The 12863-nt window shown below is 67.9% G+C and carries 10 protein-coding genes; 3 read left to right on the forward strand and 7 right to left on the reverse strand.

Features of this window, described 5'->3' with window-relative positions; genetic code table 11:
- Positions 1 to 28 precede the first annotated feature (28 nt).
- Together LXT21_RS20900 and LXT21_RS20905 are read right to left on the reverse strand one after the other, a co-directional pair.
- Positions 29 to 361, reverse strand: a complete 333-nt coding sequence (locus LXT21_RS20900) for a MazG nucleotide pyrophosphohydrolase domain-containing protein (protein WP_046712414.1) — start codon at positions 359 to 361, stop codon at positions 29 to 31.
- 101 nt (positions 362 to 462) lie between these two features.
- Positions 463 to 2931 carry a hypothetical protein gene (locus LXT21_RS20905; RefSeq protein WP_254039905.1) on the reverse strand — a complete coding sequence of 823 codons (2469 nt, stop codon included), beginning with the start codon at positions 2929 to 2931 and terminating at the stop codon, positions 463 to 465.
- 217 nt (positions 2932 to 3148) lie between these two features.
- On the opposite strand from LXT21_RS20905, the gene LXT21_RS20910 reads away from it, so the two are divergent.
- Both LXT21_RS20910 and LXT21_RS20915 read left to right on the forward strand, forming a co-directional pair.
- Positions 3149 to 5749 (forward strand): exonuclease/endonuclease/phosphatase family protein, encoded by a 2601-nt coding sequence (locus tag LXT21_RS20910; protein ID WP_254039906.1) that lies wholly within the window; start codon positions 3149 to 3151, stop codon positions 5747 to 5749.
- On the forward strand, positions 5746 to 6579 hold the full coding sequence (locus LXT21_RS20915; protein WP_254039907.1) for a hypothetical protein: 834 nt from the start codon (positions 5746 to 5748) through the stop codon (positions 6577 to 6579). The genes LXT21_RS20910 and LXT21_RS20915 overlap by 4 nt, the downstream gene beginning before the upstream one ends.
- Positions 6580 to 6646: 67 nt before the next feature.
- On the opposite strand, the gene LXT21_RS20920 is transcribed toward LXT21_RS20915, so the two are convergent.
- Positions 6647 to 7255, reverse strand: a complete 609-nt coding sequence (locus LXT21_RS20920; RefSeq protein WP_254039908.1) for a hypothetical protein — start codon at positions 7253 to 7255, stop codon at positions 6647 to 6649.
- A gap of 719 nt (positions 7256 to 7974) precedes the next feature.
- On the opposite strand from LXT21_RS20920, the gene LXT21_RS20925 reads away from it, so the two are divergent.
- Positions 7975 to 11286 carry an RCC1 domain-containing protein gene (locus tag LXT21_RS20925; protein WP_254039909.1) on the forward strand — a complete coding sequence of 1104 codons (3312 nt, stop codon included), beginning with the start codon at positions 7975 to 7977 and terminating at the stop codon, positions 11284 to 11286.
- Between the two features lie 108 nt (positions 11287 to 11394).
- Here LXT21_RS20925 and LXT21_RS20930 read toward each other — a convergent pair whose 3' ends face one another.
- The 4 genes from LXT21_RS20930 to tnpA all read right to left on the reverse strand — a co-directional run bounded on the left by LXT21_RS20930 (position 11395) and on the right by tnpA (position 12792).
- Positions 11395 to 11547 carry a hypothetical protein gene (locus LXT21_RS20930; RefSeq protein WP_254039910.1) on the reverse strand — a complete coding sequence of 51 codons (153 nt, stop codon included), beginning with the start codon at positions 11545 to 11547 and terminating at the stop codon, positions 11395 to 11397.
- Positions 11548 to 11786: 239 nt separating this feature from the next.
- Complete coding sequence (locus tag LXT21_RS20935; RefSeq protein WP_254039911.1) at positions 11787 to 12026, reverse strand: hypothetical protein; 240 nt, start codon at positions 12024 to 12026, stop codon at positions 11787 to 11789.
- A gap of 180 nt (positions 12027 to 12206) precedes the next feature.
- Positions 12207 to 12473 carry an IS66 family insertion sequence element accessory protein TnpB gene (gene tnpB / locus LXT21_RS20940; RefSeq protein WP_254039912.1) on the reverse strand — a complete coding sequence of 89 codons (267 nt, stop codon included), beginning with the start codon at positions 12471 to 12473 and terminating at the stop codon, positions 12207 to 12209.
- Between the two features lie 4 nt (positions 12474 to 12477).
- Positions 12478 to 12792: an IS66 family insertion sequence element accessory protein TnpA gene (tnpA, locus tag LXT21_RS20945; protein WP_254039913.1), complete on the reverse strand. Its 315-nt coding sequence runs from the start codon at positions 12790 to 12792 to the stop codon at positions 12478 to 12480.
- Positions 12793 to 12863 lie beyond the last annotated feature (71 nt).

Genomic DNA, 12863 nt, shown 5'->3' on the forward strand with positions numbered 1-12863 from the left:
TGGGGGGGGCGGGGAGGGGGGCGTGCCCTCAGGTCCAGGTGCGTTGCTGGTTGCGCTCGTTCTTCTGGCGGAAGGCCTCCTCCAGGTCCACGCCCACGCGGTTGGCGATGGCGACGAGGTAGTTGAAGACATCGACCAGCTCCTCGCCGACCTGGGCGCGCGCCGCCTCGGTCGGCGTGCCCTTGCCCTCGTCGTAGAGCTTCTCGTGGCGGCGGACGGCCTTGAACACCTCGCCGACCTCCTCGCCCATGAGGAAGCAGTTGTGGACCAGGTCCAGCTTCAGCCAGCCATGCATCGCTTCCAGCTCGTGGATGTAGCGCTGGTAGTCCTTCATCGAGGCGCCGGGGGGGAGTTCGATCATCCCCCCGTCTTCAATCACCGGGCGGCGGGCGTCAACCCTCGCCCGCGCTCCCAGGGGCAGCGTGTCCCCCTGGGAGCATGGGCTGGGTCACGAAGGCGCGACTAGAGGCCGTACTTCGACAGGTCCGGCGCGTTCAGGTTGCGGATCTGCTGGTAGGCGGCGGTGCTGGGCGCGGGCCAGCGCCACCCGCTGAACACGGGCGTCAGGTTGGTGTTCGCCGCGAAGCTGGCCGCGACGATGAACGTGTCCACCGCGTCCTGCGTGGTGGGGCTGCCGGGCTGGGTCCGGTTGGCCGCGTACTGCCACACCTGCTCGATGAAGTTCCGGTCTGGGTGGGCGGCGGCCAGCCGCATCACGAAGGAGGCGAACAGGTCCGGGCCGCTGCGGACACCCGGGATGCCCAGGTCCTGGGCCAGGGTGTTGTTCCAGTTCAGGCTGGTGTTCAACAGGTACGTGTCCACCAGGCCGTAGACCGACGCCCTGAGGTTGGAGAAGGGCTGGCCGTCGAAGGGGGCTCCGTCCACGCCCGCCGCGTCCATGGCGTAGAAGCGCATGGCGACCGCGTAGCCGGTGACGACGCTGCCGCCGTTGCCCCGCGTCGTGCCGTCGGGGTTGGGGAGCCTGTCCTTGTAGGCGAGGGCGTGCTCGAAGAGCCAGAAGTTGCGACCCAGCTCATAGAAGACGGCCTGGTCGAAGGCGGGCCGGGGGTAGGTCGTCGGGTTCGCGATGGAGTCGCGGACCGACTTGTAGAGGGCCTCGTACGTCGCGTTGGACAGCTCGATGCCGGTGCTGCCCAGGCGCCCGCAGGCCCCGCCGCAGTTGGGCTCGATGACGGTGAAGGTGAGGCGGCCCTGGTAGAGGTTCGCGGCGGAGGGGGTGCGGTTCCCCGTGGCCGACTTGTACCAGTCGTACGCGGCATCCAGGACCTCGACGATCTTGGCCATCACCGCGGGGTTGTTGTCCGCGGAGGATGAGGAGTTGTAGTGCCCGTTGGCCCGCGGCGTCTGGATGGCGACCTTGCGGCCGGGCCACGGGTAGAAGTAGCCGCTGGCGCGCGTCGCCCCCGGCGAGGGCAGGTGCATGGAGACATAGTGGAGCGTCTCCGACTGGGTGGCGGGCAGGCTCAGGTTGTACGTGAGCGCGCCGAGCTGGGTCTGCTCGGTGGTGCGGGGCTTGCGGCAGCGCCAGAGCGAGGAGGCGTTGATGCCCTGGGGCGCGCCGGCCAGCCGAGGCTCGTAGCCCGCGCCCACGTTGCTCGAGCAGTAGCCGCCAAGGTCGGGCCCGTTCTCTTTCGTGTAGACGGTGCTCGGGACCGAGCACGACCAGGTGTACGCGTCATTGACGTTCGCCACGCGGGCCTGGGCGGTGGGGTCGCGCCGCTCACAGGCGGTCTGCATCACCAGCGGGGACTCGTTGAGCGAGGCGCGGCACTTCCACTGGCTCGCCGCGTTCGGGCCCGTCACGGGGCCATCGAGGAAGGGCGTCGCGGTCGGGTGCCGGTCGAGGCAGGCGCCCTCGAGGTTGGGGCTGCCGAGGCGCGTCTCCGTGTTGCCGGCGGGGGTGTAGCAGCCCCAGGTGTACGCGTTGTTGACGTCACCGACGCGGGCGAAGGCGGTGCTGCCGTTCCGGATCTGGCAGGCGGTGTTCATGATGAGGGGCTGGTCGGAGTATCCCGACCTGCGGCAGACCCAGTTGTACGAGGCGTAGGAGCCGATGACGGGCCCGTTCAGGTAGGGGACGTAGCCGGAGCCCACCCGCTGCGAGCAATAGCCATTCAGGTCCGGATCATTCACCCGCGTCTCAGGCGTGTAGGTCGTCCGGAAGCAGCCCCAGGTGTAGGCGTCGTTGGCGTTGGTGGCGCGTGCCGAGACACCCGAGCCGAAGTTCTTGCTGCACCCGACGTTCATGTCGAGCGTGTACACCTGCGGCTTGCGGCAGACCCAGTTGTACGCCGCGTTCGTCGCGACCTGCGCTCCCTTGAGGTGGGGCTCGAAGCCGGTGCCTTTCGTGCCGCAGTAGCCCCACAGGTCCGGCCCGCCGATGTTCGTGTCGGGCCCCCTGCGCACGCACCCCCACGAGTGCGCGTCGTCGGAGCCGCCGGCCCGCGCTTCGGAGCCGGCGCCGTTTCGGATGGCGCACGCGGTGTTCATGTTCAGGCCGGCCTCGTCGAACGACGGGTCCGAGGCCACGGTGTAGACGGTGTGCGTCAGCCCGTCCCGGTCCTGCAGCGGAAGCTGGAAGCTGAAACCCCGGTTGCCGGCGATGCCCGCCGCCTGCGCGGCGGCGCTGTACTCGTTGGCCACCGCCGTGCCCAGCAGCGGCCCGGTGGGGCTGTCCAGGTGGAAGCGCATCTCGACGGAGCCGGAGGGGAGGTTGGGCGCATAGGCCCAACCCCTCACATACCCATCCGAGGACACCGCCTGCACCGCGCCCATGGGCGCCGCCGCCATGGCGACTCCCGGTAGCAACGCCAACCCCGCGCAAAGCGTCCCCAAACCCAACCGCATGCGCAGCCTGGCAGGACCGCCCCGCAATGCTGGCGCCTGCCTCGTCTCATTGTACTTCGTCATGTTGGAACTCCCCCTCTGATGAGCACCCGGAACAGCGCTCCGGGTGTTGTCGCATATGACACTGGGAGAGTGTGTGAGTCTAGGGTTTAGTGGAAGGATTGAATGTGTATCGGAATCACCCGGTGGGTTGTGTGTGACTCCCGCATGAGTGGGAAGTGACCAGGGCGGGAAGATCCACGAGTGCCTTCGTTCCCCTGGAGCACAACCCGGAGGTCTCATGCATCGCGGTGCAATCCTGTTGGCTTTAGCCAGTCTCTTCCCCACCTGGGCGGTGGCGGCGCCTCACGTCACGAGGCTTCCTCCCCAGAACGCGGCCATCCATTGCAGTCCCGGCGAGAAGTGCACGCAGCCCACCACGGACGGTTGGGTCGCGCAGATGGAGTACGCGGACGGCAAGAAGTTCCCGTTGCAGGACTATGTGAATGGCGGGCCCAACGGCGAGCTGTATCTGCTGGTCAGTGACAACGGCGAGTACACCTCCGAGGAGTGCAACTTCGGGATGCCCGAGGCCGGCGGGATTCCCTCGGTCCAGACCAACCCTTGTCTCTCGCAGACATTGTTCATCGGCATGCGGCTGCCCCGGCCCAAGGACGCCAACGGGAACATCCTGGAGGCGGGGGGCATCATCGATGTCTGGCTCGACGCCCAGCGCGACGCCACCATCAACCTGGTTCCCGGCGCGAGCGGCCCCCGCTCCGAGGACCGGCACCTGCGGCTGCGCTACTCCACCGGCCCGAATGGAAACACCTCGTTGACGCAGCGGATGGGCAACAACGCGAACGGCTGGGTGGCGTTGTCGGCCCCCAACCAGGCCTGGGCCACCACCGCGGTGGTGACGACGCCGAGCGCGGACCCCACCCGCGTGCACATCGAGTTCTCGGTGAAGCTGCGCAGCAGCGTGCCGCCCATCGTCGGCAGCGAGCCCTTGTCCTCGGCGGTCCGGAAGCTGGGGCTCGCCCTGCAGAGCACGCCCGCCATGATGGGGGGCGCCACTCAGCGCGTGGGGGGCGGCATCTTCCCCAACGCGAAGAACCAGCCCCCGTCCGAGACGTTGACGGCCACCTGGGAGACGCTCGAGCTGCGTGAGCACATCCCCATCCCGCTGAGCTTCACGATGTGGAACGTGGGGCAGATGCCCGACATGACGTTCTGGGTCCCGGACGGGGGCTCGGGGGAGATCGACACCGTCGCCGCGAAGATCTTCCAGAAGGAGGTCGTCTGCATCTCCGAAATCTGGATGTCCCACGAGCGAGGAGAGCTCATCGAGAAGGTCAACGAGCTGCGCGCCGCCCAGTCGCTGCCGCCCATGCAGGCCGTGACGGAGCTGAACGACGACATCCTCCGGCCGCCCACCGAGTCGACGGGCCTGGTGCTGCTGTCGTCACGCCAGATTCTCGAGGGAGGCGTCCACCACTTCCCGTCCAACATGTGCACCGGCGCCGACTGCATGCAGGACAAGGGCGTCATCTGGGCGCGCATCGCCACGCCGGCGGCCACCGTGCCCGTCACCGTCATGGATGACCTCGGCCTGCCCAGGCTCTCCTCCGCCACGGACTACGGCGAGTTCGTCGACGTGTTCTGCACCCATGTCAACGCAGGCGAGAACTCGCCGGGGCCGGACACCGATGCGCGCGAGGACCAGTTCTTCGACATCAAGGCCTACGTCCAGCAGGTGAGGCAGGGCGGGCCCCTGAACGCCAACTCCTTCCCGTACCTGCTCGGCGACGATGACATCTTCCCGCAGGGCACCTGGCCGAGCGGCATGGACCGCCCCGCCTTCCTGCTGGGGGACTTGAACACGCTGGGGCCCAAGGCCACCGAGGCTGACGCCAACTTCTCCGCGTATCAGGACATGGTGGGTCCCCAGTTCCTGAACATCCTTCAGCGCACCGAGTTCGAGGAGGCCAACAGCTTCTTCTCCGAGTCCCGAGACCTGGCGCGCACCTCGTCCGGCTCGGACCCGATGGCAACCGGGACGTGGCTGAGCAGTCAGTGCACGGACCTGGTGCCGGACCAGCTGGCTGGCTTCGACCGGCTCGACTACGTGCTGGTGTTCCCGGCCGCGAACACCTTGGAGTTCCCCGCCTACGCGTTGCTCAAGGAGCCCACGGCGAGCGTCGAGCCCCACTTCGACCCCGACTCCGGCATCTCCCTGGAGGTGGGGGGCGCGCAGCAGTTCTTCCAGCAATGCCTGTCGGACCACGCGATGGTGGATGTGAATGTGTCCCTGACGAAGGTGAAGGACGTGGTGAAGTACAACCCCGCCAAGCCGCACCGGATTGAATACGCGGTGAAGCAGGTGACGGACTTGGAGACGGAGAGTGGCTGCTGCGCGGATTGGTTCACGCCCCGCGTGCACATGACGGCGAATGGCTTCTTCCGGGAGAACGCCTTCCTGGACGTCGTCGAGGACCAGACCATCTACCCGAACTGGCGCGTGCAGACCGGGCCGGGCAATCCCACGCAGTTCCCGGACCTGCCGGCCAACTTCACGGGGGTGGTGAACATGACGTCCGCCATCTGGGAGGAGGATGTCGGCCCCAATGACCACTACGACTCCATCCCTGAAGGGGGCGCGAGTCTGGCGGTGGATGACCGGGACGGCCACTTCAGCTTCTTCGCGTCCTCGGGCCTGGTGCGCCGGGTGAAGGGGGAGTCGAGCGCCAATGATTGGCTCACCGGGCTCGAGCTGATGGGGAGCTTCCTGAACGGCTACGAGAACGGCATGTCCCTGGAGACGGAGGGGACGGACCAGGACTCGGGTGACAACGCCCGGGTGCGGCACTTCATCCAACTCAAGGAGCTGGAGGCCCCATGAGCGCAATGATTCGGACGTCGGCGGTGCTCGCGTTGCTCCTCGCAGGGACGGCCCAAGCCATCGAGCCGATGGTGCCCTACGACAACTTCAACCCCTCGGAGTCCAACCCACCTCGCGCGACGAAGGTGCGGGGCATCGACCCGGCGCGCTGGGCCGACGTGCAGACGGGGAGCCGGCAACAGGCGCTGCGGGAGCTGGCCTTCACGCGCCTTCGGCTGCAGAGCCGGGCCAACACGGGGGCGGGGCGCTACGGCTTGCGCTTCATCCAGCCGTCGGCCGTGACGGCCATCGAGGCGAAGGTCCGGGTGAACAACGCCCGGAGCACGGGGTGTGAGCTGCCGCAGGGCGGCGTCACCCAGGGGACGGCGGAGCTGTCCGGCCACTTCTTCAACGCGGCCACGCCCCTGCGTGCCAGCGCGAAGGATGACGTCACCGCGTCCATCCGCGTCGTCTCCCGGTCCACGGACCCGCGAGGCTCACAGGACTTGAGGGTGGAGGCGCACGTCGAGCGGTGCCAGGACGCATCGTGCACGGCGCGCGGCTCGCTCTTCACGGCGGACCTGGGACAGGTGCACCAGGGCGAGCAGACCCGGCTGCGGGTCCAGTGGGACGCGGCGAATGACCGCTTCGTGTTCCAGCGCGACAGCGAGCCGGAGGTGTATGGCGCCTACTCCGTCACGGACACCCAGGCTCCGGGCGTCGCCAACAAGGAGCTGGTGGTGACGCATGCGGTGCCCACCTGCATGAGAGGCAGCCCCAGCCCGCTGGCGTATGTGAATGCGTACTTCCACGACGTGGGGGTGAATCAGTCGGCGGCTCCCGCGCCCTGAACTCGCGGCATCCATGGGAGCCCGAGCCGCGCACTCGCGACGCTTCGGGCTCCCAGCCAGCGGGACGTCAGCCCAGGAAGGGGAACAGTTGCCTCATCCGCTCGACGGCGGACGCGTCCTCGACGCCCGCCTTGGCGCCCTTGAAGAACCGCTTCTGCCACCCCACGAGTCCTTTGTATCGGGACAGCTCGACGATGTACTGGACGGGATTCAAGGACAGCTCCACCTCCAGGCGCTGTTTCTTGTCGACGTAGACGAGGTCCACTTCATCGCCCTGCTGGGGCAGCCTCATGCCAACGAACCGGCGCTCATCAATCACATCGAATGGACGAAGCTGCTTGCAGCAATCCTCGATCGTCATTCCCTTCGAGGACTCCTCATCGGTCTGGAAGAGCCCCACGATTCCCACGATCTTCGTCACGCCGATGAGGTCCCTCGATTTCTTGGAGACCCAGTGGAGCCGCAGCGCGCCCGTCGCGCCATAGACTTCCTTCAAGCTGGCCGGGAGAACGTACTCACCGAACGACGGGGCTTCTTCTCGAATCACCTCCTGCCAATCATCCATATCGCTCGCGCGCATGATGGGAAAGGCTTCGAAGATGACTTCGAAATCGGGATGCGCCTTCACATGGTTTCCGACGGCGAGCAGCTCCTCGACGGCCTTCTTGATGTGCATGGTGAATCCTCCCTGTAGGTGTCACTGACGCGACCGGGGCCGCGGCGGAATATCACCTGAGGGCCCGTCACGATGCGGTGAACTTCTGCGCATCCATGTGGCCTACCGCGTCAGGCATGGCAATGGGGGCCGCGCGCATGTGGACCATTGTTTGAACTGGGGGACCCCAGGCGAACGCCCCACGTCTCCCACTCCGCCGACAAGGGGCACCTCGACGTGGCCTCGCTCGCCCGGAAGTTGGAACCGCAAGTGACGGTGCACGGGAGCGTCTCGGTGCCCGTGAACCGCCACGCCTTCCAGCAGGGGTTCCTTCACAGGGGGGCGAGGTCACCCGCGCGGACCACCGTGCGTGGGCGAACTCCTTCCAGAGCGATGAGGACCGGGTCCTGGCCTTCGCCTTCGCGGCGTGCTTGTTCCGGCTGGGCGAGTTCGTTTCGGCGCGCGCGCTGTTCGAGGCGTCGCTCATTCTTGACGGGGGGACGCTCGCACGCCGTGGAGCCTCGCGATGTGCTGGTTCGCGCTGAGGGGCCCGAAGGAGGCGGCGCACCTGCTCGTGAACGCTGGCGCGTCGTTCTCCCTGTTGCAGGCACACATCGGGTCGCTGACGAAGGCGTGATGGCGGGGCCCCAATGATTCACGGGTGAAAGACATCCAGGGTCTTGTTCTTTGTCCTGGCGAGTGCTTGGTTCCCGGCTTGTTTGAAGAGGGGGGACTCACTCATGAATCGTGGCTCGAGGCGGATGTCTGGCATCGCGGCGTGGTGCGGGCTGTTGTGTGCGCTGTTGTGGATGGGGGGCTGCTCGGGGAGCGCTCCCGAGGAGGCGACACCCGAGCTCGGCACCTCCCGCGCCGCGGAGGGGTACGCCCGACAGGGGACGGTGCTGGCGGGGCGCAATCACTCCCTGGCGCTGCGTTCGGACGGGACGGTGTGGTCCTGGGGAGGCAATACCTTCGGACAGCTGGGCAATGGCACGACGCGCTCGCGTCCGCTCCCCGGCCGGGTGTGGCGCTTGTTCGACATCCGGGCACTGGGTGCGGGCGAGCTGCATTCGCTGGCGCTGAAGTCGGACGGCACGGTGTGGGCCTGGGGCAACAACCTGAATGGACAGCTCGGGGATGGGAGCACGACGTCGCGCCCGGTCCCCGTCCTGGTGCCCGGCCTGGCGAATGGCGTGGCCATCGCCGCGGGCTTCTCGCACTCGCTGGTCCTGAAGTCGGATGGAACGGTGTGGGCGTGGGGCAACAACGCGGCGGGGCAGCTCGGAGACGGGACGACGACGCGTCGGGTGTCTCCTGTCCAGGTGCAGGGGCTCTCCGGCGTCATGGCCATCTCCGCGGGCAACGTCCACTCGCTGGCGCTGACGGCGGATGGACGGGTGTGGTCCTGGGGCGGCAACGCGGACGGGCAGTTGGGGACGGGAGACCTCACGGGCCGCACGCTCCCCGCCGTGCTCCCAGGCTTGACGGGCCTGACGTCGGTCTCGGGCGGTGGCTCTCACACGGTGGCGCTGCGCGTGGATGGCACGGTGTGGTCCTGGGGCAAGAACGATGACGGACAGCTCGGTCTGGGCTCCACGGCCGTGACGCTGGTCCCCACGCAGATTCCGTCGTTCAGCGGCGTGGAGGCGGTGGTCGGCGGCGGGCAGCACACCGTGGCGCTGAAGGGCGATGGGACGGTGTGGGCGTGGGGAAGCAACGCGAGATCTCAACTGGGAGACGGGACGCTGCTCCAGCGGTTGTCGCCCGTGCAGGTGCCGGGACTCACGCAGGTGCGGGGTGTGTCGGCGGGCGGCGGACAGCACTCGGTGGCGGTGAAGGCGAGCGGCGAGGTCTGGGCCTGGGGCTCCAACAGCGACGGCCAGGTGGGTGACGGGTCGTATCTGATGAAGTCGATGCCCGTGGCGACGCGCGCGTGGTTCGAGCGAGCCGAGGCTTCGGCGGGGCTGGTGCACTCCCTGGCGGTGAAGGCGGACGGCGCGCTCTGGGCTTGGGGCAACAACCGGGACGGGCAGTTGGGCAATGGGTCGACGACGCCGACCTGGAGCCCGCTCAGAATCACGCTGCCGGGTGCATCCCCGGTGGCCTCGGTCGCCGCCGGAGGCGTGCACTCGGTGGTCCTCCGGGAAGATGGCACGGTGTGGGCCTGGGGCTACAACGGCTACGGCTCCGTCGGAGATGGGACGACGACCTCGCGGTTGCAGCCGGTCCAGGCGCAGGGGGCGTTGGTGGCCACGGCTGTCGCCGCCGGAATCCGGCATTCGCTGGCGTTGAAGGCGGATGGGACGGTGTGGGCGTGGGGCTCGAACTCCATCGGACAACTGGGGGATGGGACGGGGCTCGATCGTGTCGTGCCCACCCGCGTCCCGGGGCTCACGGCCGTGGTCTCGGTGGCCGCCGGTGAGGGGCATTCGTTGGCCGTGAAGTCCGACGGCACGGTGTGGACGTGGGGGTACCACAGCCCGTTCTGGATGGAGTTGGACCCCGAGGAGCCGGGGCCTCCGGGGCTCCTGTCTCCGCTGCAGATGCCGGGGCTCTCGGAGGTGGTGGGCGTGGCGGGCGGCAACAGCCACTCGCTGGCGCTCAAGTCGGACGGAACGGTCTGGGCCTGGGGCAACAACGATTCGGGACAGTTGGGAGACGGCACCTTCACGGGGCGGATGACGCCGGCGCAGGTGGTGGGGCTGTCGGGCGTGGTCGCCGTGGCCGCGAACGGCCAGTACTCCAGCGCGCTGAAGGCGGATGGGACGGTGTGGACGTGGGGCTTGAACTCCCTGGGGCAACTGGGTGGGGGAATCACCCCGTCGCGGCTGCTGCCTGCCCAGGTCGCGAGCCTCTCCAATGTCCGCGCCCTGGTGGCGGGGCAGTGGCACGCCCTGGCGGTCAAGGATGACGGGACGCTGTGGTCCTGGGGGCACAACTATTACGGCCAGATTGGTGATGGGGTGACGGACCTGGTGGCGCTTCCCGTTGCAGCGCTGCTGCCGCGTGTGCGTGCGGTGGGCTCATCTTCCAATGTCTCGATGAGCGTGACTCCGGACGGCAAGGTCTGGACCTGGGGCGTGAACACGTGGGGGCAGCTGGGTGACGGAACCCGCCTCACCCGGCCGGAGCCCATCGAGGTGCCGGGGCTGACGGGGATGATGTCTGTGTCCATGGCGTACAGCCATGCGCTGGCGCTGAAGTCAGATGGGACGGTGTGGAGCTGGGGGTCCAACTCCGGGGGCGAGCTGGGAGACGGGACGCGGACCCAGCGTTTCAATCCCGTGCAGGTCGCGTCCACCCTCCGATTCCAGGCTGTCTCCACGGGCTCCTCGCACAGCCTGGGGCTGGCGGAGGATGGGACGGTGTGGGCCTGGGGCGGGAACGGCCATGGAGAGCTCGGGGATGGGACGCAGACCCTGCGCACGCTGCCCGTTCAGGCGCAGGGGCTGACGCAGGTGATTGCCATCTCCGCGGGGAACTCGTTCTCGCTGGCCTTGAGGGCGAACGGCACGGTGTGGTCCTGGGGGAGCAACACGAGTGGCCGACTGGGGAACAACTCGACGGCGTCGCGCTCGGTGCCAGGGCTGGTGTCGGGGCTCACGGGCATCACCGCCGTGGCGGCGGGGAACGGCCATGGGCTGGCATTGAAGTCCGATGGGACGGTCTGGGCGTGGGGCTCCAACTTCTACGGAGAGGTGGGGGATAACACCACGGTCAACAAGCTCGTGCCCGTTCAGACGAAGGTGCTGACGGGCGTGATGTCGATGGCCGCGGGGGTGAATCACAACCTCGCCATCACGGTGGGTGGGCTGGTCTGGGCCTGGGGGCGTGATGAGCGGGGGCAGCTCGGAGACGGCGTCCCGTCCACGTCGACGCTGCAGCCCGCGCGGGTGAGCTCGCTGGGGGCCGCCGTGTCGGTTGCGGCGGGAGGGGACCACTCCCACGCCATCCTCGCGGACCGGAGCCTGTGGTCCTGGGGTGGGAGTAGCAATGGACAGCTCGGCACCGGGCTGTCTCTGGTCAGGGCCGTTCCCGTGCAGGTCTGGTGAGTTGTATAGGCGCTTCAAGCAACGGGCATGGAGGGTGCGAAGGATTGGGAGAGCTCGCCGGAGTGGCTGCCCTTGCTCGAATCGCTTTGCGCACTCTCACAGGAATTTTCACGGGAACAACACCACGCGGAGGAAGTTCGAGGGCTGGTGGCGCGGCTCACCGCCTGCCGCCCGGTGCAGGTCGTTGAAGCTGTAGCGACCGTGGGCGTCCTGCTGGACGACGACGTCGCCGAGGGTGAGCTCTTGGGACGGGCAGGACATGCGGACCTCGGAGAAAGGCCCCCCTCCCCGTAGCCGTGCACTCCGGGGAGGGGGGGCGGCGCCTCACGACGGGAGGGGGGCGTCGTGGGCGTCTTGTGGCGCGGCCTGCACGGGGCCTCGACACAGCCTGTGGCCGGGCGGGGACGGCGTCAGGGGGCCGACGCGAGGCCATGACTTGGCACTGGTGCCAGTTTCCCAGACAATGCCCCCGGCCCGGTCTTCCTCTCGCTCGCACACCTTCACGACAGGGGATTCGCCATGAAGAGCTTGAAGCTGTGGCTGTTGGCCTGCACGGTCGCGCTCATCGCCGGGTGCGGTGGAGCGGCCGCTGACGTGGTCGACGAGGGCGAGGCACTGCTCTCTTCGTCGGAGGCGTTGTCGGCGTGTACTGCCGCCTGCGCAACGGGGTCGGTCAGTTGCCCGGTGACGGCAACGACCTGCACCGCGACGAATGGCTCGGGTGTGGCATGCGACGGCACTTTCTATGCCTGTCCTTCAGCGCCGACGTGCTCAGACTTGCCCTTGTGCAGCTCTCTCCACCAGACGGAGTGCCCCCCTCGCAGCAACTTCACCTCCTGCTGCTCTGCCACCGGTGCCACGAGATCTTGCGTGTGCAATGGACTCTGGATCTGTCCCATTAGGTAGCGTGGGCCTAGGCCTCAGTGGTCACCCAAAACCGGCCAATGAAGGTCCCCTGAAAAGCGGCCCGTCTTCAACCGCTTGTACAGCAGCACGAAGCCTCCTCGACTCCACGTCAGCACCTTGAGGCGGTCGCCTCGCCTCGAGACGAAGGCGAAGAGGTGGCCGGAGTAGACGTCCTCGCCCCACGCGGACTTCACCAGCGCCATGAGGCCATCAATCGACTTGCGCCTGTCCACCGCCTCGGTGGCCAGCACCACGCTCACCGACGCTGGCAGCGTGAACACCCGCTCACCTGCCCAGCGCCGTGACGAGCTGAGCCACGTAGTCGACGTCGGCGCCCACGGGGAAACGCAGCCTGGCTCCGCTCGCCAGCACCACCTCGAGTGGCACAGGACTTACCTGCGCAACGGTAGACATCTCCACCGGCAGCAGGCGAACTGCTGGAGTCTCCCTAGCGCGCTGACGCCGGCGCCGGCACACCCGTGACTGCAGTGTGCTCAAGCTCAACCCTCGCCGCGCGGAGAATTCCCTCTGCGTCAGGCTGCTCGCCTCGAAGGCTTCGGCGACCTGGAACCACTCCTGCTTCTCAACCGGCTTCGTCATTCCTGCCAGGGTCCTCCACGCCTGCTACCCCGGCAATGCCTCCCGCCACGTCGCTCGTCGGACGGTTACCG

Source organism: Myxococcus guangdongensis, from assembly GCF_024198255.1.
GTDB classification, from domain to species: Bacteria; Myxococcota; Myxococcia; order Myxococcales; family Myxococcaceae; genus Myxococcus; species Myxococcus guangdongensis.